Annotated in this window: 13 protein-coding genes and 1 pseudogene; 6 read left to right on the top strand and 8 right to left on the bottom strand. The window is 65.7% G+C overall.

The genetic code is table 11. From position 1 onward, the window contains the following. Positions 1-745: 745 nt before the first annotated feature. From OO54_RS06465 to OO54_RS06450, 5 genes are read left to right on the top strand one after another with little or no spacing between them, the layout of a single operon-like run. Positions 746-4,975: a type VII secretion EssC family protein gene (locus OO54_RS06465; protein WP_033201854.1), complete on the top strand. Its 4,230-nt coding sequence runs from the start codon at positions 746-748 to the stop codon at positions 4,973-4,975. A 38-nt stretch (positions 4,976-5,013) separates the two neighbouring features. Then, the gene (locus OO54_RS06460; RefSeq protein ID WP_033201853.1) at positions 5,014-5,298 is read left to right on the top strand and encodes a hypothetical protein; all 285 of its coding nucleotides are present in this window, start codon (positions 5,014-5,016) and stop codon (positions 5,296-5,298) included. A gap of 10 nt (positions 5,299-5,308) precedes the next feature. After that, positions 5,309-6,454 (top strand): hypothetical protein, encoded by a 1,146-nt coding sequence (locus OO54_RS45740; RefSeq protein ID WP_157856434.1) that lies wholly within the window; start codon positions 5,309-5,311, stop codon positions 6,452-6,454. A gap of 55 nt (positions 6,455-6,509) precedes the next feature. Continuing rightward, a complete protein-coding gene (locus OO54_RS06455) occupies positions 6,510-6,791 on the top strand; it encodes a hypothetical protein (RefSeq protein WP_033201852.1) in 282 nt (93 codons plus the stop codon). A gap of 60 nt (positions 6,792-6,851) precedes the next feature. Then, positions 6,852-8,525 carry a serine/threonine-protein kinase gene (locus OO54_RS06450; protein WP_033201851.1) on the top strand — a complete coding sequence of 558 codons (1,674 nt, stop codon included), beginning with the start codon at positions 6,852-6,854 and terminating at the stop codon, positions 8,523-8,525. Positions 8,526-8,573: 48 nt separating this feature from the next. Here OO54_RS06450 and OO54_RS46325 read toward each other — a convergent pair whose 3' ends face one another. From OO54_RS46325 to OO54_RS48725, 4 genes and pseudogenes are all read right to left on the bottom strand, one after another. Further along, entirely contained in the window at positions 8,574-8,765 is a 192-nt protein-coding gene (locus OO54_RS46325; protein ID WP_051786746.1) for a hypothetical protein, read from the bottom strand. A gap of 148 nt (positions 8,766-8,913) precedes the next feature. Further along, positions 8,914-9,363, bottom strand: a pseudogene (locus OO54_RS43320) (winged helix-turn-helix domain-containing protein); the annotation flags it as partial. A 103-nt stretch (positions 9,364-9,466) separates the two neighbouring features. Then, positions 9,467-10,042, bottom strand: a complete 576-nt coding sequence (locus OO54_RS06440) for an SMI1/KNR4 family protein (RefSeq protein ID WP_106969986.1) — start codon at positions 10,040-10,042, stop codon at positions 9,467-9,469. 55 nt (positions 10,043-10,097) lie between these two features. Beyond that, positions 10,098-10,373 (bottom strand): DNA/RNA non-specific endonuclease, encoded by a 276-nt coding sequence (locus tag OO54_RS48725; RefSeq protein ID WP_418953268.1) that lies wholly within the window; start codon positions 10,371-10,373, stop codon positions 10,098-10,100. Positions 10,374-10,388: 15 nt separating this feature from the next. Between OO54_RS48725 and OO54_RS45735 the strand changes: the two genes are divergently transcribed. Next, entirely contained in the window at positions 10,389-10,784 is a 396-nt protein-coding gene (locus OO54_RS45735; protein WP_157856433.1) for a hypothetical protein, read from the top strand. Positions 10,785-11,127: 343 nt separating this feature from the next. Here the strand turns inward: OO54_RS45735 and OO54_RS45730 are convergent, their stop codons facing one another. The 4 genes from OO54_RS45730 to OO54_RS06420 form a co-directional block, all read right to left on the bottom strand. Next, positions 11,128-11,676, bottom strand: coding sequence for a hypothetical protein (locus tag OO54_RS45730; protein WP_157856432.1), 549 nt, complete (start codon positions 11,674-11,676; stop codon positions 11,128-11,130). Further along, entirely contained in the window at positions 11,658-12,023 is a 366-nt protein-coding gene (locus OO54_RS48720) for a hypothetical protein (protein WP_053194509.1), read from the bottom strand. Before OO54_RS48720 ends, OO54_RS45730 begins: the two co-directional genes overlap by 19 nt. Positions 12,024-12,184: 161 nt before the next feature. Further along, the gene (locus tag OO54_RS43310; protein WP_234439432.1) at positions 12,185-12,739 is read right to left on the bottom strand and encodes an SMI1/KNR4 family protein; all 555 of its coding nucleotides are present in this window, start codon (positions 12,737-12,739) and stop codon (positions 12,185-12,187) included. A gap of 23 nt (positions 12,740-12,762) precedes the next feature. After that, positions 12,763-23,049: a LamG-like jellyroll fold domain-containing protein gene (locus tag OO54_RS06420; protein ID WP_234439433.1), complete on the bottom strand. Its 10,287-nt coding sequence runs from the start codon at positions 23,047-23,049 to the stop codon at positions 12,763-12,765. Positions 23,050-23,593: the final 544 nt, after the last annotated feature.

The raw sequence follows: 23,593 nt of genomic DNA, 5'->3' as shown, positions 1-23,593 counted from the left end.
GCCGCGTCAACGTCCTCTGGGCCCTCCTCCGCGACGGACGGAGATACGAACTCACGCCACCCACCGCACGCGCGGCTTGACAGACCGCATTAGGAATCAGTGGCTTGCTCTCCCAGATGCCCAGCGAACTCGTGACGACGGGAATCGTGGCGCTGGTCGCCTACCTTGGTCGAGCGTGGACGCGTCGCCGCAAGCTTCGCCAGGGGGAAGCGCAGTCGGCTGCCGACCAGTAGAGGCGGAATCGGGGGCAAGCCTCCGTCGGCTGTTGAGCGATGCCGTACAGCCGATCGGGGGCCCGCCCCAGAAGCCAAGTCGGGTAGGGGCCGCCTGCCTGGAAGAGATGCCAGATCCAACCGCGGGCGCCCGCGCATGCCTGTGCTTCCTTCGGACGTGTGGGGATGGCGGGGGCCGGTGTTCAGCGGCGAGTTGGGTCTGCTCTCGGTCTCGGCTCCGGCTGTGCAGATTGTGCCTGAGATCGGCTGGTCAACCCGGAGTTGAGATCAGGTGAGCACGGGCGGCAGGAAGTGCAGTTCGATACGGTCAGGGTTCACGGTCAGAGAGTCCGGATCGCGTGGAGTCGCCGGACGGTGAGTCAGTCCGTGACGGTTGACCGGGCAGTCCAAAGTGGCTGAATGTCGCTTCCATCAGTGGCTCAAGGGTCTGCGGCGTTTGTCTTTCAGTCAGGTGTGCGCCACACTCAAGCCCCTCCTACCAGGCCCCTTGACGACCATGGAGTGACTGCACGGTGCGGATCGTCTTAGCCGACGGCGAATCTGAGCGAGAGCTGGAACTGCAGATCGGTCGGCCGGACGCGACGCTCGCGGACCTGGCGGCAGTCTTGGGCATTCCCCCGAGCGCCCTGAGCATCGACGGCCGGGTAGCGCCGCCGGACACCGGGATCTACGAGGCCGGCCTCGTGCAGGGGGCTCGGGTGGGCCGTGCGAGGTGGGATGCCGCAGCCGGGCGCAGCGCGCCGGTTGCCGTGCTGCGCGTGGTCGGGGGCCTGGAGGCCGGGCAGAGCCTGCCGCTGTCTGGGGGCAGGACGGTGGTAGGCCGGGGGGCCGAGGCGGATTTGCGGGTGGTGGCCTCGGGAGTGTCGCGCTCGCACGCCGTGGTGGAGGTGTCGGCGGACGGGCAGGTGCGGGTCGGTGATCTGGGGTCGGCCAACGGCACGGACGTTGGCGGCGAGGGCATCACGGGGGAGGTTCCGGTCCGGCCCGAGGACGTGGTCTCGCTGGGAGGCGAGGTGTTGCTGCGGATCCTGCCATTGGACCGGCTCGGGGCGGTGCAGCGGGTCAACGCTGTGCGGGAGGCGGGGCCTGGAGGCACGTTGCCGTTTAACCGGGCGCCGCGTGGCGCCCGGGTGGTGGAGCAGCCGCGGATCAAGGCGCCGTCGGCGCCGTCCCGGGCGGACAAGCCGCCGTTCAGTGTCTCCAGCATGCTCGGGCCTCTAGTGCTGGCCGCGGTGATCGTGTGGGTGACTGGCGACCCGCGCTATGCACTGATCGCCGCGCTCACGCCCTTGATGTTCGTGGGGAATTTCGCCGAGGAGCGACTGCGCGGGAGGTTCAGCTTCCGGCGCGGGGTTCGGGAGTATGCGGCCCAACTGGTCGAATTCGAAAAAAGCTTGGCTGAGCGGCACGCCGACGAGGTACGGATGCGGCGCGAGGCCCATCCGGATCTGGCGGAAACGGTGCATCGGGCGACGGCGCCGGGGGCCGCGCTGTGGGAGCGGCGGCCGGGTGCGCCGGAGTTCATGAAGGTGGTGGTCGGGTCGGCCGACCTGCCGTGGACGGCTCCCGTGGAGTGGGGGTCCTCGGGGCCGGCGCCCGAGGCGGTCAGCATCGTGAGCAGACGCCCTGCACTGCCGCAGGTGCCTGTCGTAGCGGGGATGTCGGCCGGTGAGGCGGTGGGGCTCGAGGGAGACCGGCGGGCCTGCCTGGCCGTTGCGCGGGCGCTGCTATGCCAGGCGGTGGCGGCCAGCGGCCCGGCGGATGTGCGCCTGGCGCTGTTCACCGATGTGGACCGGTTGGATGACTGGGACTGGACAAAGTGGCTGCCGCACGGCGCAGACGCACAGTCGGGCGCGGCACGGCTGGTGGCAGTCGGATCGGAGCAGTCCGAGGCCCTGGCCAGGAACCTGCTGGCCACAGGTCCACAGCGCACGGAGGACGCTTCTGGCCCGGTGCTGCTGGTGGTCGTCGACGGGGCCACGCTGCTCCAGGGCCGCCCGTGCCCGCTGCGCGACCTGCTGGCCAGCACCTCTCTACGGTGCGGTGGACTGATCCTGACCCCCCGACTGCCCGCCCTGTGTACCTCGGTTGTCACGGTCTCGGCGAACGGAACAGGTACGGTCCGCGATGTGGCCTCCGACGAGGTGGTGCGGGACGTGCTGCTCAACGGGATGCCACTGAGTGAGGCGCTTCGTACGGCACGGGCCTTGGCCCGCTTCGAGGACCCGGAGCTGCGGGTGGAGGGAGCCGGGCTGCCCAACCGAATTGCGCTGCTCCCCCTGCTGGACCTTCCGCAAGTGGACGGAGTATCGGTCGGCGAGCGTTGGAAGGAGCGGGTGCCGGAGCTGCGCGTGAGGGCTGTTCTCGGAGTCAGCGAGCGAGATCTGTTCACCGTCGACCTTGACGAGGACGGGCCACATGCCCTGATCGCCGGCACCACCGGCTCGGGCAAGAGCGAGCTGCTGCGCACCCTGATCGCGAGCATGGCCGTCGATGCCGACCCGGAGCACCTCACCTTCGCCCTCGTGGACTACAAAGGCGGCGGGGCGCTGGACGAGTGCGCTGAGCTGCCGCACACCGTCGGGCTAGTCACCGATCTGGACGAACAGCTGAGCGAGCGCGCCCTGCGCTGCCTGGATGCGGAGCTGCGCCATCGCGAACGACTGCTACGCGAAGCGGGACTCAACCATGTCCGCGACTACCAACGCCTGCGCGATTCCGGCTGCTACGACCTGGAGCCGATGCCCCGGCTGGCCGTGGTGATCGACGAGTTCGCCACCCTGGTGAAGGCGCTGCCCGACTTCGTGGACTCGCTGGTGAGCATCGCGCAGCGGGGCCGTACCCTCGGCGTCCACCTGATCATGGCCACCCAACGGCCCGCCGGATCCGTCAACGACGCCATCAAGAACAACGTGAAGCTGCGGATCGCCCTGCGCCTGGAGAGCACCGCCGACTCCCAGGACGTCATCGACGATCCGGCCGCCGCCGGCATCGGCACCCGCCAATGGGGCCGGGCCTACTACCGGCTCAGCCCGCGCGAGGTGCTGCCCGTACAGACTGCGCTGTCCACTGGAGTAACCGAGGAAGCGGCGGTGACCGCGCCGGTAACGGCCATATCCTTCCGGCTCGGTCGGCCCACCGCGGACGCGGACACCTCCGAGGCCGACGGCGAGACCGACCTGCGCCGACTGGTCGTGGCCGCGCGCCAAGCCGCGGAGCTGGTCGGACTGGCCCCGCCACGGCGCCCCTGGCCCGATCCGCTGCCCGCAGTCGTCCGCCGCTCTGAACTGCCCGTCACCGCCGAGCGCGGGCTGCACACGGAGGCCGCCGCGCTGCCCTCCTGGGCGCTCGCCGACGACCCCGATCGGCAGCGGCAGTACCCGGTCGGCTGGGATCCCGGTGCGGGCAACATCCTGATCTACGGAGCCGGCGGCTCGGGCGCCTCCACGGCGCTAGCTGCCCTCGCCCTGACCATGGCCGGCGCGACACCGCCCGACCAGCAGCACCTCTACGTCCTCGACATGGGCGCAGGCAACCTATCTCCGCTGGGCCACCTCCCGCACACCGGCGCCCACATCGGATCGGCGGAGCGTGAACGGCAGATCCGGCTGATCAAACTGCTGCGCCGGGAACTCAACGCGCGCAAGGCGAGAGGACCAGCCGAGTTCCCCGAGTGGCTGGTGCTGATCGACAACCTCGGCGCCCTGCTCTCGGACTTCGAGAAGGACGTGGTGGGCATGAACTTCGTCGACGAACTCGTCCGCGTCTACGCCGACGGCCCCGCGGTCGGCATCCGCTTCGCAGTCAGCGCCGACCGCTTCGGCGCCGTCCCCTCGGCCTGGTCCGCCCTGACCCAGACAAAGCTGCTGTTGCGCCTTGCCGATCCGACCGAGTACGGCTACTTCGACGTACCCCGCGGCGCGGTGCCCACGTACGTCCCAGGGCGGGCGTTGGTGACCGCCAACCGGCAGGTGATCCAGATTGCCTGGCCAGGTGACGACCTCGCGGCGGCGGCGTCGGAGACCGCAGCGCGTTGGGCGGACGCAGTGCCTAACGCAACGCCCGTCGGCCTGCTGCCCACGGATGTCGCGGTCACCGACCTCATGGCCCTTTCGGCGCCGGACTTGACTGCCTCCGGGTTGCGGCGGATCCCGATCGGCCTGGACGCCGACTCCCTGGGCCGCGCCGCGCTCCAACTCTACGAAGGCGAGCACGCCCTGATCGCCGGCCCGCAGCGCTCGGGCCGCAGCACCGCACTGTGCACCGTCGCTCGGCTGGCCACGGCGTCGGCCGTCGGCGGAGTCCCGCCGTCCGTCATCGCCTTCGCGCCACGACGCTCGCCGCTATGGGAACTGGCCGGTCTGAGCGCCGTAGTCACGTCCTACGAGGCCCTGGAGGAAACCCTGTTCACGCTTCCAGCCCAGGGGACCACACTGCTCCTCGTGGATGATGCCGACACAGTCGAGGACGAGAGCGGAACCATCGAGCGATGGCTGTCGTCAGTCGGGTCCAGTACCCACGTGATCGCGGCCGGCCGGACCGACGCCCTGCGCCGGGCCTACGGTCACTGGACCCAGCGCGTCCGCGAAAGCCGCTGCGGTGTGCTTCTCTGCCCTGACCACGACGTCGACGGCGACCTGCTGGGCACCGAGCTACCTCGGCACGACCGCATTCAGCCGCTCCCGGGGCGGGGTTACCTTGTCGTGGACGGCATCGCGACGGGCGTACAGCTTGCCCGGTAAGGCGCACATCGAATTGCCGCGACGCGGAGAGGGGACTCATGTCACGCGAGCTCATGCTGGCCGCCGATGATCTTCAACGGAAACTGAGCCAACTCGTCGCGAAGCTGGAGACTCTCAGCCGACTGCGAGCGTCGCAACGCAATGCTCTCCTCGGCACTCCGCATAGCGACAACTGGACGGGAGCGAAACGGAACCAGTTTGAGGGCGAGTTCGCGCGTCAGCAGGCAGCGCTCGGGGGCATCGCCGACGCCGCCCGCAGGTTCCAGTCGCAGGTCTCCAAGGCGGCGGCCCAAGCCGCGCTCGACGCCAAGAAGGAGAAATAGGAGATTGGGCATGGCTACCGTAGCGGCAATTCCATCCAATCTGCATAAGTACTCCGCAGGGTGCACCAAGGTAGAAGAGGATCTCCTGGCTTGGATATACTCGGCACTCAAGCCAGCGATCGATGCCTATCAATGCCAGGGCGGCCCTGGTGCATCCGCCAGCTTCGACGAGGACCTGGTGAGAGAAGTGGCCGCCGCCCGTTCCACCGATCACAGTGTGAAATTGGTTGGCATGGCGTTCGTGCAGGCGGATTCTTGGGATGGAACCCTGCCCACACCTCTAGAGGCCCTCTATGACTACGTTTTCGGAGCGAGCGAGATATCTCGACTCAATGCGGCAACGAAGCCGCTGAAGATTGACGAAAAGGAGCTGACTGCATCATTATTGCACGTACAGCGCGGCCAGGCCGAGATCGGCGAGCCGAGCGATAAATGGTTGTCGCTGTTCATGCAGAAATTTGGGAATAAAAATCCGATCCTCCCAATACTGGAACTTCCGCCAGAGTGGAGTTGGGAATTCACGCTATCGCTGGAACTCTGGGGCGCTTATCATCTCCCGTTCCCGTCGGTAGACCCTGAGGGGGCACGATTTTCACGTCGCGAGAATGCGGTGCTCAGCTGGCTTGAGTTGCACCGGGAAACAATTCTCGAGGAAGCGAGGGCGAGAAACATCTCACCACAGGCCATCGCTGCCGCCATTGCGTGGGAGGCGCTGGAGAATCCTAGCCCCACCATGGCACCCATCGGCGCGACATGGAGCGGGCCCGGCAAGGTGCACTTCGTGGACCACAATCCCGTCGTATTGGAGGTCGAGCAGGAAAAATGGCTCAAAGCGAATCACCTGCCCTCGCAGACCGAGAAGCAACGGGCGAAGATTGTCGCTACCCCTGAAGGCTCCATCAAATATATCGCCGCAATTATGGAAGGGTACGCCAATGTGACGGACCAATTCCCTTGCTACAAGAGCATTCGCTACGACGTCGGGATGCTGACCCAGTTGTATCAGGGAGGAAAGGGGCTGGAGGCATGGCATCAAAAACTTGAGACGAAACAGAGTGTGGGAGACATGAATTTTAAGCCGGGAAACCCAATGCCTGTGTGGGTAGCGGCAAACAAGGAATTTCTTGATCTAGCCATGCCTAAAAATCCCCAATAGCCTCGACCTGCAACCCGACAGGCCGTACACAAGAAAACACAGGAGAAGACCCCTCATGTCAGGAACCGTCAAGGTCGACGACGCTGCGCACGCCGCCAGCCGGAAATTCCTCGGCATCATCAATGGTGGCCTTCAGCAGTCCATCAGCCAGCTCTCCTCCGCCGGGAACACCCTGAGCAACCAGAGCCATTGGGACGGAAGGCACGCCGCCGAGTTCCGTACGGCGTGGCACGGCGCACAAGCGGATCTGAACAAGATCAAGCAGCAGCTCGAGGAGTTTCAGCGGAAGTTCGACACGATCCTGAGGAACATCTCGCAGGCCGGCGGTAATGGCTGATGGGCCGAGCCCGGCAGCCCTGATGTACGTGTCGTAATCGGAACACCGCGAGGACCGCTGATGACTGAGAAGGATCCGGCCCACCCCTGGACCGGAGAGCTGACCACCGCCGACCTTGAACGGCTCGGTGCGCAGCCGCTGCGCCGGTCGGACCCGGTCGCGATCGGCCCCTACCGGGTGCTGGCCCGGCTGGGCGTAGGGGGCATGGGCCGGCTCTTTCTCGGCCGGGAAGCGGCGATCGACGCCGACGGCAGTGCCGCATACGGGGCTGACTCCCTGGTGGCCGTCAAGGTGATCCGGCCCGAGCACGCCGAAGACCCCCGATTCAGACGGCGGTTCGAGCGTGAGATTGAGGCCGTGCGGCGGGTGCATGGACGCTACACGGCAAGACTGCTTGACTCAGGCTTCGACGATGAGGAAGAGCAGCTGTGGATGGCGACCGCATACGTGCCCGGGCTAAGCCTGGACGAAGCGGTACGCCGCTTCGGGCCCCTGCCCGCACCAGTCGTGTGGCGGTTGGTCGGCGAGATCGGCGAGGCCCTGGCCACTATTGCTGCCACGGGCATCGTCCACCGCGACCTCAAGCCTTCCAACGTACTGCTGGGCGACGACGGGGCGCGGGTCATCGACTTCGGGGTTGCGCACACGGCCGACACCAGTGTGCTCACAATGACCGGTCAGCAGGTGGGCACCCCGGCGTACATGTCCCCCGAGCAGGCCGACGGCAACGAGGCGGGCACCCCCTCCGATGTTTTCTCACTCGGCTCCGTGCTCGCGTACGCGGCGACGGGCAGCGCGCCCTTCGGAGAGGGAACGACCGTCGACGTCATGCACCGCGTCGTCCATTCCCCGCCCAACGGGCAGGTACTCGACAAGCTGGCGGAGGTCGACTTCGCCCTCGCAGACCTCGTCGGCCGATGCCTTGACAAGAGCCCGCAGGCGCGGCCTACGCCGCAGGAACTCGCCGATGCTGCATGGGAGCACGCGCCGGCTCGGAAGTGGCCGTCCGCGCTCGCCGAAACGGTCGCCGACCGCGCCCAGTGGAGCGGCCGCGCCGCGGCCGTGTCGCCCATGGACCAGTTGACAATTGTCCGACGCGGCCAGCCGCAGCGGACGGTCAAGGAGGAGGCCGCTCCCCGCCACAGGCGCGGCCTTGCTCTGGGTGTGGCCGCCGCTGTGGCCGTGATCGCGATTGCCGTTGCTGCGTTCGTGTTCGTCCAGCCAGGAAAAGAGGACGCATCAAACGACGCACAGCCGATGGCGTCCTCTACTGCGTCTTCCGCCGGGTCTCGCTCCGCCAGCCCGGCCAAACCATCGGCATCGCATTCCGCACCCCCAAGCCCATCGCCTTCGCCGCCCAAGAAGTCCGCAGCTCCTGCCCCGCCAGGGAACGACGAAACTCTGCCGGCCCCGCCCCCACAGCCCCTGCCGACCCAGGTGACCACCATCACGGCTACGCCGACCAGTGCACCGAAACCGTCGACTTCGCCGCAGCCATGGAAGTCCTGCAGGTACTACTCCGGTACTGCACTCACGCAGTACGGGGACAAGGGGGACCGCGTACGCCAAGTGCAGTGCATCCTCACGGCGCGCGGCTACGACATCGGCGCCGGCGGTGTGGACGGCGACTTCGGTGTCGACACACGAGACGCGGTCAAGACGTTCCAGCGGGACCGCAATCTCAACGTCGATGGTCAAGTGGGTGAGGACACCTGGCCAGCTCTACGCGGATGACCGACACAAGACCACAGGTCAGCTGCGTGATCCATGTACGCCCGGGCATCAGCTGCATGATCCGTACGGGGCGGTTGCTGCCTGAGCGCGGGGGAGCGCCCGGAGATTGGACTGCGCGGCCAGGCCCTCCCGGAGCCGCTGGATCTCCATCTGCTGGGCGGCGATCTGGGAGAGCGCTCGCTGTTTGAACTCGGCCAGTTCGACAAGCTGGTCCTGCTGTTCGGCGAGCCGGTTCTTCAATGCGGCCGCCTGACTCTTGAGGCGTTCGACCTGGGCGGCTCGTGGGTCGGGCGTGGCACCGGCTTCGCGCAGTGCGGACAGGCGGCGTTCGAACTCCTCGGCCAGATGCTGGTAAGGGGCCCTGGCGGGTAGTGCCGTCCCGGTTCTTCAGCTCGACCGCCGCATCGTCGCGCTCGATTGCCCGGCGGGCCGGCTGCTGCCACGACCATCCGTGACGCTTCAGCAGCCGCCACGTGCCCTCCACCGTGTACGAAACGTGGAACAGCCGGCCTATCAGCGTCTTCACCCGAGCCAGCGTCCAGCGCTGGTCAGCCCAACCGTGGACGAGCGGCCGGCGCTCCAACTCACGCTCCAGTCTGGCTATCTGCGACTGGCTCAACCTTGGGTGCCCCGGGGAGCCTTTCGACCACACCCCGGTCGCTCCGGTCTCCCGCCACTGCCGACGCCACCGCTCCACCGACTGCTCGGACACCCGCAGCACAGCTGCGATCTCCCGGTTCTTCTCCTCGCCCTCGAAGCGTTCCACAGCCTGCAGCCGGATTCGCTCCCATGCGGCCCTCCCGGCGTCGGTCAACCCGCCGCCTTGCGCGTATCTCACAGTCCAGGGCTACCGGAACGGACCAGGAGCTGTCAGGTGAACAGTCCCGACATCACCCAATCAAGTTCAGTACTGACCTGCAGCTATTCAGGGTGAAAAGGGTTTAGTCATCCCAGGGGTAGATCCCCATATCCAAAAGCCTTTCTTCTTCTCGGTCGCGCAGGAACTCGGCAGTCGTCGATCTCATGAGCGAGGTGTCACTGATGGGGCATTCCCCAAAATCCCCGACCAGAAGGCGAAAAATAAACTCCGACATGAAGCATTCGTATACGGACCAGGCCGCATTCACTCGTGAATACACAACAATCGGCCACGAATCCGGGTCCGATTCATTGGTGACCCACCCAAGAAGGTCCGCACTATCCGTATCTCCCCACACGAGGATGTCTCGCTCGAGACCGAGATTACGCGCGTCCACCCAGCCACTCATGCCGGGATCCACTCGAATGGACTCAGGCAGGCGATAAACCTTACGCACCATCTCATCATCTACCGCGATCGGAACCATGATCCCCACGCGTCCATCGATGGTGCCACCACCAAACCGCGACACAAACTTCTTGTAGTCTGCCGGAAATTCGACTCCGTAGAACTCCTGCACAGCTACCCAATCGACGTCATCTCCGCCCTCGCCTCTAATAAGGGAAATGCAGTCCGTGAGCGATTCGACTCGATCCATCACTTGTGCCAGCCTTCCGGAATCTCCCGGCCCAGGTTATGTCATGACCGATCCTTTAGAGAGAATATCTTATTCTCCACATGCTCATCGAAATATACTCCTCGCGCCCCAGGGGGGGCCACCCTTCCGCTTGCATGCGATACCTGAAAGGAACCACCGTATTTCCATCGTATTCAGGAGTCACGTGATAGTAGACAACCTGCTTCTGATCGATGGCCTTCTTCACCTCGTTCTCGTAGTAGAGCATGTTCGGGTGCTGACCAGGGTCACGCGGATCCATCCTTGACGCATTCGTAGATCGTGCACATGTGGAAAGGTTGTCATACCGCAATCCATCACCGATCAGTTGAGCAGCGAGAAGGTGGCAGGCATTTCGTCAAAATTTGGCGGGCCGGTTTCCAAGGACGGGCGGCCTGCGGTTTTCGCCGCCGCCGGCGAGGCTGCCCGGACCATCTACAGCTGGGACCACGAGACCGGGGTCTCTGCGGCTGCTCTTGCCGCGCCTCTCGCACGGCTGGGGACCGCTGTTGCGCCGCTGCTCCGAAATGAGACTCTCGGCCCTGCCGCCACTGACCTCTATGAGGCCGCGGTCAAGCACTCCGGCGACCACGACCGAGCGGCGGCGGCGATGCGCGCCTTCCATGAGGCGCTGCGTTCCGCCCTTGCGCCTCCCGCGCCCCCGCCCCGCAGACGGCGCTTCCTGCGCCGCCGTTCAGACCTGGAGACATTGCCGAGGGACTGAGCGGGCAGTGAGCCGGAGCGTTTCTCCGGTGAATCCCCGTCCCCCAACCGGGGGACGGAGGCGCGGCTCCCTCGCGCCCGGACGAAATGCTGGTGACGGCAAGGCAAGTAACCCGAAAACCGAAGATCCCCGACAGAGTCGCTCACGGGTGATCTTGGTTAAGAACCCGTCTACCAGGAGCTTCGTTGTTACGCCGACCCGTCCAACTCGCAGTCATCACCGCCAGCTTGGAAAGGGCTCCCCGCTTCCCAGACCGATCAATCCTGCAGCCCGCTCGCTGACCAAACGAGGTCGCCGCCACACCTCACGGAGATGACGAACCATTTCAGAACGTCCAGAACGCTCACTTCACCAGCGAAACGACTGAAGACTCGGAAACAATCACATTCGGCGGCAGTTCACCCGTGTCGAACGTTCCGTTGATCAGCCCAACGAGAAACTCGAGCAGACCTGCCTCGACCTCCCACCAAGTTCCGTTGGCGCCACCAATAACAACGGTCCAGGAATTTGGGTCGAGGTCGCGAGTCTGCCAGCAGAAGAGGTCGCCATCTAGGGACTGACCCCAGGGAAGCAACCCCCCTTCATTCGGATAGGGGGCGTATCCTCCGGATGCCTGATCATCAACAAGGTAGGAAATCGTCTCGAGCTCATACCGAATTCCTTCTACGTAGGCATCTTCATACCCAGCGTCGGGGATCCATACGCGCAGGAAGCCCCCAACTTCAAACGCTGAAAATTTCAGCGAAAGTTCTTTAAAGTCTCGCGGAAGGTCGGTCTCCAGCTCAGTCGCGATATAGCCCCAGTTCACCACCTTGGGCTCACTCAAGATCAGACCCGAAAGACCGGGAAGAGCTTCGACGAGGTCACGAGGTGTCAGCATTTCGTCTGCCAATCCTGAATGTTTTCAATCCTGGCATTAAACAACTCACCGCGAGCGGTAAATGCGGTCATCTGAATCCCCGTCGGAATCGAATTGTTTCCCTCGTGCAGGTACCGGTAGCCAGTGGCCTGCGAAATACCCTCATCGCGAGCCAGGCAGTGCACGCACGCTCCGTCGCGGAACCAGCGCAGCACCAGCACCGCCTGGCGGAACGGGCCCAGCGCCCGCGATCTCTTCGGCGTGCCGATCCGGCGGCGACGGGCGCCGAGAAGCTTCGCCAGCATTTCCACAACGTGATGCGGAACGTCGAGTACGGCAGCATAGGCGACCAACGTGAAGCCCCTGGTGGTTACGGACAAGTACTTGTTGTGAGACCTGTCCTACCAGGGGCTTCACGCCTGTCCCCGGCCGCCTTCACGGCTCAGCGGCAACGAGGTCATTTCGCTGAGAAAACCTCACTCAGAAGACCAGCGGCCCCAGCCGCGCAGTCTTCCTTGTGGATTCCAAGGTGCACTCGCGCTCACACCAGGCCCTGCAGTCGACGCCAGCTCACGAACTCATGTCGGCTCTCCGTCGAAAGCTGTTCGCTGAGGGGGTTCGCCTCGCCGGTGAGGACCGCCACACAGAACGATGCCATACCGCCGTCGAACACAGTCCAGCGGTTCATCCCGTACGGCGTCTGCCGACGAAAGATGGCCACGCGCCAGTCGTCGGGAGCTCCCTCGCACAGCCAGAACGCGACATCGCCGCTTCCCACGTTCGCGAAGGGCAGCAGTGGCGGCAGTACACCTTCCGGTAGGAGCGCACTCAAATCTTCACTGTCCGCTAGGGCGGGATCGATTCTGTCCAGGAGGTCCCCGTACGCTGACCCGGGGACGGGCGGTGTACTGACGGATAGGTACTCGTCGATTTCTCCACCGCCGTACAACTCCACGAACTCCCGGTAGTCAGCCGGGAACGTCAGGCGCGTCGTCCGCTCGATCTCTTGCCAGTCAACGGAGTCGCCGCCACATAGGGGTGGCGGGAGCAACTCGCGCAGGCGCGCCATAGCATGGTGAGGCATGTTGAATTCCATTCAGGCATTGCCGGGGGCCGGTCTCACCGCTGCCCCGGCATGGGTACATCGGCACCGGTTCGACTGTCGATCGCGGTGCCTAGATTCTTCCAACCGCGGCCGGCTGTGTAAATGAGGTTCGACACCTTCGCGGTGTCGGCGCCCGCGTAACGTCCACTGCTGTCCCATGCCATGTAAGACATGCGGAACTTGTAGGGCACAGTTCGCCCGCCATCGTAATCCGGTGTCACCTTGTACTGCACGACATGCTGGGAATCTATGAGGGACCGGACGGTGTCCTCGAAGGTCAGCATGCTGTCCATTGGAGGAATCGGCTTCGTGGGCTTGCCGACGTAAGCATTGGCGTCAGATCCGCAGGTTGCAAGATTGGCCAGGTCAGTGCCCGATCCGCTCAACTGGGCGCCGAGGAGGTGGCAGGCGTGAACGTCACGGGGCTGACCTCCCAGATACCCGACGTAGGAACGAGCCCAGTCGTAACCAGGCGGCTTGTTGCCGTTACGGGGAACGGGGGTGCCCGGATGGGTTTCTATATAGGCAGAGTCGAGACAGGCTTCCACGCCGGTGGCCCGGTTACCGTACGCGGAGTCAGGGGTCCCGGGGTCGACCCACCCTTGACCGTTCCTACGGCAGTCTCTTCTGTTGTCGTCTCGGTTGGATCCACCCGGATTTACCCCTGGAGCACTGTAGGGGTCGGTTACCTGAGCCGGGCTGAGCTGCTCGTCATCGCCAAGCAGGTTGAGGAGGCTTAGTCCGCCAACGACCATGTCCCAGCCATCTCCAGGCTTCCAGCCGCCATTCCTGGGGTTCCAGTCGGGCCTAGGGACCGGGCGGGTGGGGGCAGGCTTCGGATGAGGACCGTTATTGGGGTTCGGGTCGATCACCGGCCTGGGCGGAGCGGTGACTCGCGCATGGGGAGCATGCGTGGAAGTCGTCGTCGCATGGGTGCCTGAGCTGTGCCTACTGGAACCCGGCGAGCTCGAGCTGTACGTGCTGAAACTGGACGAACCCGTGTAGTCGTGTCGAAGCTCCAAGTCTTGAACCTGCCAGCTGTTGGCATAACTCGTGCTAGAGGACCCTGTCGACGCACTGGAAGAACTCGCATCCCTCTTCCTCAGGTACGTGTCTGTCACCACGGCACCACCGCCCACGACAACCGTCGCGAAAACGCCCCACCCGAGAGCATCAGCTAGGGCGATGCCGCCAAGGATTAGTGGAACGGCATGCCCCGACGGATCGGTCGCGTTAAGCGGAGAGGCCAGCCCGTAGGCGAATCGGTTGCCTTGCCCGGACGGTCGAGGGTCGAGCTGCCATGTGTCGCGCGAGGTGAAGCTGCCCGTTCTGGGCTGGTACCAGCGGGCGGCCATGTTGACCTCGCCGGTCGTGGAGTCGGTCCAGCCGGACTGGTAGCCGACGGCCGGGTTGGTGCCGCCGGTCGCTGTGGTTTGCCCGAAGGGGTCGTAGGAGCGGGAGGCCGCGACGGAGGTGCCCGTCGGGTTGAGGCCGGCAACCAGGTCGGTGTGCTGGTCCGTGAGGGACAGGTGGGCCGAACTCAAGTCGGTCTTGGGGGTCGTGGCGAGGAGCGTGCCGCCCGGGGTACGGGTGTAGGCCGTGGTGGCGTCCGTGACGAGGCTGTTTGAGCCGCCGTCGTAGGTGAACGGCGTTCCGTTGTGGGTCAGGACGCGGTCGAGGGAGTCGTAGGTGAAGGTGCTGCCGCCGTTGTTGACGGTCCTTTCGAAGGCGTCGGAAGTGATGGCGCGGGTAGTGCCGTTCGTAACGCTTTCGGTAGTGCCTCGCGGAGTGTACGTGTAGCTCTCCGTGCCCCAGGTCTGGAGTCGGTTACGGGCGTCATAAGCACCGGATATGTCGCCTTGGCGGACGAGGCTGCCGGACTTGTCCCACGTGTAGGTGACGGTGCTGGAGCCGCTGGTCCAGGAGTCCATACGGCCAGCGAGGTCGTACGTGTACGTGTTGGCGGCGGCGCCAGTGGTGCCCGTGGTGGCCTTCGTCGTGAGGCGGTCTGCCAGGTCGTAGCCGTATGTGATGCCGGTAACCTCAGTCTGGGTGCCGAGGTTCGTCACCGTGTCTGAGGCGAGGCGGCCGAGGCTGTCGTAGGCATAGCTGCGCTGGGATGCGATGGCGGTCTGTCCGTCGGTGCCGACACGTGCGTACTGCTCCACGGTTGGGCGTCCGGCGGCGTCGAAGTTGTACCTGAGCTGCGTGCCGGTCAGAGGATCGTTGGCCAGGTAGAGTCGGCCGGCACTGTCGTAGGCGTACGTGGTCCGGCCCGCGGCGTCCGTACGGGCGGTCATGTAGCTGTCGGCGTCGTACGCGTACTGGCTGTCGCCTGAAGGTCCTTGGGCCCGCAGGAGCATGCCGCGGTCGTTGTATGTGTAGGTGTTGTTGTTCACCGTGCCGTCGGTACCGACGCCGGTGAGGCGTCCGTCGAGGTCGTACGTCAGGCGGCGTGGCGTGGTGACCGCGGCGGCACCAGTGCCCGTTTCGCCCACGAGTCTGCCGAGCCCGTCGTACGTGCTCTGCCTCTTGACGTTGCCAGGGAGCAGCTCGGTCACGGCCTGGCCGGCGATGTCGTAGAGGGTCGTCCACGTGCGGTCTGTCGCGTCAGGATGCTGGGTGGTGGCGGGCTCGATGGTGGATTCGGGCAGGTTCCAGGGGTTGAAGGTGTAGTGGGTGGTGTTGCCTCGGCCGTCGGTGAAGCGGGTGCGGTTGCCGTTGGCGTCGTAGCCGAAGGTCGTGGTGATCGCGTCGGTGTCCGACAGCTTCTCGGTCTGCTTGACCATCTGTCCCAGCGCGTCGTAGGTGAAGGTGCTGGAGTTGCCGGTCGGCCCGGTCACGGAGAGTTGGTTGCCGTCCGCGTCGTAGGTGGCCTTGGTGGAGCGCAGAACGGTGGGGCCGCTTCCGTAGTCCTTGGTTTCGGTGATGTTGTCCAGGCCGTCGAAGACGGACTGGGTCTTGCGGTTGGTCGGGTCGATCGTCTCGGTCGTGCGGCCGAGGCGGTCGTAGGAGAAGCGGGTCACGCCCGCGCCCGGGGCGGTGACGGTCACCGGTTCACCGGCCGCGTTGAACACGCCGGTGGTCGTCCGGCCGCCCGGTGTGGTGGACGCCGTCTGGTTGCTCGCGTCGTCCCAGACGAAGCGGCTGGTCAGGTTCTGCAGAGCAGGGTAGCGCTCGACCACTGTCGTGGTGAGCTGGCGGCCGAGTTCGTCGTATGTGGCTTCGGTTCGCGCGCCGGTCGGGGTGGTGGCCGAGAGCTGGAGGCCGGTCGGGGTCCAGGTGTAGCGGGTGATGCCCGCGCCGCCCAGGTCGGTCTGCGTGGTTTGGAACGGGTTGGGCTCGTTCAGCGTGGTGGTCGTGGTGCCCGGGGCCGGGTCGGTCTGCTGGGTGAGGTTGCCGAGCTGGTCGTAGCCGAACCGGGCGATCCGGCCGAGGGGATCGGTCACGGACGCGGTGCGACCGAGAGCGTCATACGTGGCGTGCGAGACGGACGCGAGAGGTCCACTCGCCCCCGGCGGGGTGTAGTCGGGGAGCGTCACGTCGGTCGGACGGCCGAGCTTGTCGACGGAGGTACGGGTGACAGCGCCACGTGCGTCACGGCCTTCGGTGGCCTCCCCGAACGTGTTGTAGCCGACAAGGGTGCTGGGGCGGGTGGTGGCGGGTGCGGAGCCGTTCTCTTCCGTGTCGACGGGCGGCGCCGTGGTCTCGACCAGGCGGCCGAGTGCGTCGTAGCGGTAGGTGGTGGTGTACGCGGTCGGGTCGGCTCCGGTGACGGTGCCGCGGGCGCCCACGGTGGACATGAGCATGCCCCGGTCGTCAAAGGTACTCGTGGTCGAGCCCAGGGTGCCGGTTTCGTCGGCGATGGCCGTGCGGGTGGGGTTGCCGGCGGCGTCGTAATCGGTGGTAGCCGTGACGGTACGGCCCGTGGCATCGACTGTCCGCGTCTCGTTCTTCAGGCGGTCGTCGTTGTCGTAGCCGAACGTGGTCTTGCGGGCGAGGTCTTCGGGGTCGAAGACGCTCTGCGTGATGCGGCCGATGGCGTCGACCGTGTGGACGACGGTGGCCTTGTCGCCACCGGTGGACTGGCGGGTGAGGTGGCCTGCCCCGTCGTAGGTGTTGCGTTCCAGGACGATGTCGCGGCGGCTGCCGTCGGCCTGGGTCACCTGCTTGGCGGTGGTGGTGGCGGGCAGGTCGTCGTCGAAGTAGGAGAACTGCGTGGTGGCGCCCATGGCGTCCGTGGTGGATGCCAGGCGGCCTGCCGGGTCGTAGGCGTGGGAGACGAGGACGAGGTCGCGGGTCTGCCCCGAGGGGTCCCCGGTCCAGTTCTTCAGCGTTGTCTCGGAGAGCTGGCCGCGCGGCGTGTAGCTGTGGGTGAGGGTGTTGCCGAGTGCGTCTGTCTCGCCCGCGACGCGGTTCAGTGCGTCGTAGGTGTATGCGGTGGTGTGGTTCTCGGCGTCGGTGACCAGGTCACCGCGTCCGAACTCGTCGTAGTGGTAGCTCGTGGTGCGTGCGGTGTCGCCGCCGGTGGTGTCCTGGGTGGTCTCGGTGAGCAGGTTGCCGTCCGGGTCGAAGGCGCGGCTGATCTTCGCGGTGTGGGTGACACCGGTGATCTCGTTCTTCACCCCGGTGCCGGTCTCGGTGACGACGTTGGACATGGTGTCGTAGCCGTATTCAGTGGTGACGCCGTTGGTGAAGGTGTCGGAGGTCTGGGTCTCGGAGGTCTTGCGTCCGACGCCGTCGTAGGTGAAGGAGGTGAGGAGCCCGGAGGGAGAGGTGACCTTCGCGAGGTCACCGTTTGAGAAGTAGGTGTAGCGCGTGATGGCGCCGCCCGGGGTCGTCGTGGTCGCCACGAGGCCCGGAGGGGTGGTTCCGCCGGCGACCGCGGGTTCCGTTCCGGTGGTGTAGGTGGTGAGGGAGAAGCGGCCGTCGGCGAGGGTCTGCTTTTCGAGGAGACCCAGTGGCGTGTAGCTGCTGGTGGTCTTGTAGCGGTCGTCGGTCGGCCCGGTGGAGCGGGCGTCGCGCGCGGCCGTTGGCTTGCCGTTGCGGGGGTCGAGTGGATCGGCGGTGTTGTTGTAGAACGTCGCGTAGGAGGTCCAGCAGGAGTTCGCGTCGCGGCAGGCCGTGCGGGAGACCGGGTTGCCGGCGGCGTCGTGTCCGGTGGTCGTCACGTGGCCGTTGGGGTCGGTGACACTGTGGAGGAAGCCGCCGGTGTCGTAGCCGTAGCGCGTGACGCCGCCCTCTGCGTTCTGGGTGGAGATCCGGCGCTGACCGTGTACGACGTCGTACGTGGTGGTGGTCTTGTTGCCCGCGGGGTCGGTGACCGTCACGGCTGAAGCGAGGGCTGAGGTGCCGGCGAAGGTTCGCGCAAAGTGGTGGTCACTGACCTGGTCGGAGGTCAGAGCGTGCTGGTAGACGGCTGCCTCGTCGATCTGGCCGGTGAAGTAGCTGATGTCGGCGGGGGCCGACGGCCAGGTGCGGGCGAAGCCCGCGCCCAGGAAGGTTCGGGTGTTGGCCTGGTGGTTGACCGGCGCGTTCGCCTTGGTCGCCACGGCAAAGCCGTCGAGGTAGAGGGTCTGAGTTCCGGCGTTCGCGGTGATGGCGGCGTGGTGCCACTGATTGTCCGTCACCGTCGTGGGAGACGCGTTGGACGGCGTGATGCCCGTCGAGGCGTATTCACCGTGCAGTTTGCCGTCGGTTCCGACATAGAGGACCGGTGTCCAGGTACCCGAGGTCGTGGCGGCGCCGGCGAGCGGAGCGCTCTGGTTGCTCATGAGAACACCGGGCTTGGCGGTCTTGAACCACAGCTCGGCGCTCACATTGGCGGTGCCGATGCCGGCGCCGGGGACCTCGGCGTAGCCGTCCCCGTTGAACTGGACTGCCTGGTTGTCTCCGGTGCCGAAGGCTCCGGTCGCGCCGAGGGTGGCCTTGGTGTAGGTGCCTGTGCCGTTGACGGCGGCGATCTTGCTCGTCACCTGGGTACCGCTGGTCTCGTCCAGGCGCCAGTAGGCCGCCGGGGTGTTGGCGGTGACGGCGGCGCGGTACTGGTCACCGTTTCCGGCGACGATCTTGTTCCGTGCGCGGTAGTGCTCGAGAACGGTCTGCGCGCTCAGTTCCTTCGTATAGAAGGCAGCCTCGTCGAGGGCCCCTTGGAAGTACTTGATCGCGTACGTGGTTCCGCCGTCCCAGCCAGGGCTGGAGTGGCCGGCGCCAAGGTAGGCGTGGGCCAGGGTCTCCGGCTTGACCGCGCCACTGGCGGAGCCGACCTTGACACCGTCCAGGTAGAGCGTCTGTCCCGAGGTACCCCCGGCAATCACAGCGTGATGCCATTCGTTGTCCGTGACCGCTGTGCTGCTGATGACCGCCGCGCCACTGCCCGTGGTGCGCCAGAAGTTGCCGCGAAGCTTGCCGTTGACATCGATGAGCAGGCTCGGGTTGTGCATCTGGGGTGTGGTGCCCAGCGGTGTGTTCTGCAGACCGAGCAGCACTCCCCCGGGACGGTCGGTTCGGAACCACACCTCGACCGAGAGAGCGGTGGCTCCTTCAAAGGAGTCCGCCGGCACCTCGATGGCACCTTCGATTCCGTCGAAGCCTGCGGCTCCGTCGTCTCCCACAGAGAACGTGCCGGTCTGGCCGAGTGCAACGCCGTCCTGGTAGGAGCCGTCACCGCCGGTGGGTATCTCGTCGTGTGCTGCGGCACCGCTGTTGTCACCCAGGCGCCAGTAGCTGCTGGGGCCCGATCCGAGAACGGCGGTGGTGTAACTCAGGGAACCGGAGGCGTAGACGGGTTCCGAGATCTTCCAGGTACCTGCACCGTCGATGACTTCTGTCACGCGTCCGGTGTCGCTGTTGTAGGTGACGCGTGCGTTTGTCCTGCCCGAGGGCAGAGTGACTCCGGTCAGCCGCGGGGAGCCCGCGCGCGCTGCGTAGTGCTCACGGACCGTCGCGGCATCCACAGCATGGTGGTACACCGCCGCTTCGTCGATGGTGCCGTTGAAGAAGCGGTTTCCGGCGCCCTGGCCGTCGTACCCCCAGCTCGAGTAGCCAGTGCCGAGATAGGTGTAGGTCTTGTCCTTGTGGTCGACGACACCGACACGGGTTCCGACGGTCTCGCCGTCCAGGTAGAGGGTCTGGCCCGTGCCGTTGCTGGACAGCAGGGCGTGATGCCACTGGCCGTCGGAGACCACTTTGCTCGAGGCCATGGGCGATTGAAGTGCGCCAACGGTGTCGAAAGAGGCTCGCAGCTTGCCCTGAGCGTCGATCTCCAACACGGGGTTGTTCGAGCGAGATTCCTCGTCGCTCAACGGAGAATCCTGGAAACCGACGAGGACCCCGGAGGCGAAGCTGGTCTTGAACCAGAGTTCCACCGACACGGCTGTGGAGGATCCGATCGCGCTGTCCGGGAGCTCGACGTGCGAGGTGCTCCCGTCGAAACGAGCGGCCTTGTTGTCGGTGTTGTTCAACGCCCCAGCTTCGGACCGCGTGACGTCCCGGTAGCGGGCGGCGTTCAAACCGGTCAGTGAGGGGACATCACTCGCCGCGTCCTCGCCGTCCGCCTCGTGCAGACGCCAGTACCCGGCAGGGCTGGCATCGAGAACAACGCTTCGATATTGGCTGCCGGCCTCGTAGGTATAGCTCGTGCAAGCGGTCGCGGACGACGGCGGGCAGACCTTGATCAGGCTGTCTCCCTCGTAGGTATACGTCCACTTCAGCCGGGAATCGGCGCCATTCACCTCGTTGGTTTCCGCCGCCACGACGTGGCTGCCCGCCCACGTGAACGCCAGGTACCTGCCGGACAGCGCGTCGGTGGCTCTGGCGATTTTCCCGTCCGTGTAGGTGAGCAGTTGCTCCCTGCCGTGACCGTCAGCGATCTTCGTGAGCCGGCCGGTGCTGTCGAACGTATGGAGATTCGCGGCCCCGTCCCTCAGCGTCCATCCTCCGGTGGATACCGCCTTGAGTACGCCGACGGATCCAGACGGAGCTGCATAGCTGCCGTCGGAGTTGCGGCCGAAGCGGACCTGGGTTCCTGTCGACAGGGTGATGAGGACGCTGTTGTTGCTTTCGGGGACTGCTCGCATGTCCCAGCGGGTTGACCAACTGGCACCGAAGGCGTTGCTCTGCCGGGTGTCCTGCGAGTTATAGGTACGCGTGACGGACAGCTCAGGTCCGACCGTGGGGATCGCGGCGTCCGTAGCGGCGGTCGCGTAGTTGCCGTTCCGCTCTCCGAAGTCGCGTCCCGCGTCGGACGTGCCGAGGTGGCTGGTGATCGGGGGCTGCGGTACCTGGGTGGTCAGCAGGGACGGTCCCGGCCGCACGGATGTGGCCGCGCCGTCGTAGACGTAGCCGTACCACGCGTATGTCTTGGACCAGCTGAGCCAGCCGGCGGGAACGTTCCATTGAGCAGATGCGCTGCGGGTGCCCAGGCGGCAGTTCTTGCGGGTGTTGCTGCCTTCGACTTCACAGACTTCGAACTGGTACTCCAGGGCCTTGGGGTAGCGGTCGCGGTCAGTGCCCGACGCCCAGAAGGTGGGCGTGAGCGTGTCGGTGACGATGCCGCTGGCGGGGGCCAGGCCCGTGAGCGTCGGCGGAACGTTGACGGCCTCCACCTTCACGTTGGCCGTCGGGATCCCCGCGCCGCTGAAGGTGACGGTGCCGTAGTCGTCCATCGTCCAGGCGATGGTGTAGGTAGCGGGGGTCAGCGGGGCGATCTTCGCGTTCACGGTGATGCTGCCGCCGGGGGCCACGCTGGTGGGCAGGTTCGTCCACCGCAGCTTCGCGGTGTCGGTGATCTCCTTGCCGGCAGCGTCGTAGAGGCGGTAGCGCAGCTTGTAGTTGCCGTTCGCGGGCCAGGTCTCCTGGCCGCGGTTGGTGACCGTCATCTGAAGGGCGCCTTCAGAGGTCGCGGTCATGGGCGTGATGAGCGTTCCCACCTTGTAGGTGGCGCCGTACTTGGTCCACGTCACATCGAGGGAGGGCTTGCCGTTGGGGTAGTCGTCGGACCCGAAGGTCTTCCAGGCGTACGAGTCGGTCGTCGACGCCTTGACGGCGAGGCCGTAGTTCTTCTTGCGGCCGTGGGTCCAGTCGTCGACGAGCTGCCGGCCTGCCGCGCCGAGGTTGATGCCTTCCCACGCCGCGGCACCGCACGGGTAGGCGGTCTGGCCTTCAGGGCGCCATCCGTGGGTGAAGCTCTTCGATGCCAGCGCCGCACCGGTCGCCGGTCCGGGGTAGGAGGACGTCGTCGACTCGGACCAGGCCGAGGTGATGGGGTGGATGGTCACGGGCCGTGCCGTGCACGAGTAGGACCAGGTGTTGTAGAGGGCGAGGCTGGCGCCGAGCACCCAGGCGTTCTTCAGAGAGTTCTCGACACTGGCGAAGTGCAGGAAACCGGCGGCCTTGTGGCCACCCGCATCGTAGGTTCCGACCTTGATGTTGGTGTCGCTGGCGAAGTTGGTGTTGTAGGGGTACTGCACGAAAGTGCCGGACGTCGCCGCCACCGCGGTCACGCTGACCACGGTCGGGTCGACCTTGACGGGGAAGACCCGGCGCGGGTCACGGAGCCATTCGCTGTCGAGGCTCACCTTCAGGGCCTGACCGCCTTCGACATCGAGCAGGTCGTAGCGGACTCCGCTGGATATCTCGCCCTGGTTGGAGTTGGGGGCGAGGTTGGAGTCCTCCATCCATCCCGCGGGTATGCGCGCCCGCACGCTGCCCGACGCGTCCTTGAAGAGCACGGCACCCGAAGCGTCAAGGGATCCGGTCAACCCTTGGGTGTAGAGGGGGAAGGTCCACTCCATGGGCGCCTCGACGCTGTTGAGGTAGAGCACCTCCTTGACCGAGTCACCGGTCGCGATGAACCGCACATCCGAGGCCGGAAGCACCCCCCGGTAGGTAATGGTGCTCCCCTCTGCCTCACCCTCGGCATGGGCCGCTCTTTGGATGGCGAAGCCCACCGAGGTCTCTGAGCCGGTCTTCATCGAGACAAGGGGGCCGCCGTCGGCGAATTCGGCGAAAGCGGTCTCGGTCTCGCCCGCGGCAATACGCCAACCATCCGCGGACACACTCACCACGCGTCCGAGGCGCCCCGTACGGGGAACCGGCTTCAACGTTGTATCCACCGGCTTCCAAACACCGGAAGAATCCTGGAAGTTGACCGGTTCCTCAAAGAACCGCGTGGTGAGAGTTCCATCGGCATTTTGGAACGTCTTGGCCGTCCGCTGCCGCTCGCCGACGAGCTCCTGGCTGGTATTGGAATCAAACCCGCGAGGTGTCTCCGCATCACCGGGGACAGGGGTCAGCGTCACAGCCGGCCTTTGAACCGTGGGAGCCACGAGCGCAGAGGCTGGCTCCTGCACGGCTGCCAGTTCGCCAGGGGTCGGGGTGTGACCCGGCCGCCCGCCTGACGTCTCGGCAGAGGTGGCGTCACCTGTGGATTCATGCGAACGCCCCGCCGCAGAGCCCCACCGCTGGTCAGGGGCATCACCCGCCACCATGCGGCCGGCCGACAGGGTCTGCGCGGCAGCAGGCCCCTCGGACCCAGCCAGTGCAGCCATTACGAAGGCGACGGCAACGGATACAGGCCGCACGAAACGCACGGAGGCCCCCCTTAGAACACGATCAAGAGAGGACAGTTGATCGATACACGTACACAGAATGCAAGAGCTGTGCCCAACTTGTGATCACGGAGTGAAGGGCATCCGCGTGCATGCAGGAAATAGGGGGACATGCAACCGGTGCTCAATCCGGTACTCGCACCGTCCGGGAAGTATGAAACCGCTGCCGACGAGTGAGGGCCTTGCGTCGACGGAAATGCCGGACAGAACATAAGACAGTGGATGCCACTCGACC

Source organism: Streptomyces wedmorensis, from assembly GCF_000716445.1.
In the GTDB taxonomy this organism is placed as follows: domain Bacteria; phylum Actinomycetota; class Actinomycetes; order Streptomycetales; family Streptomycetaceae; genus Streptomyces; species Streptomyces wedmorensis.
The sequence above is the reverse complement of the archived record's forward strand: the minus strand, read 5'-3'. Positions and strand labels throughout refer to the sequence as shown.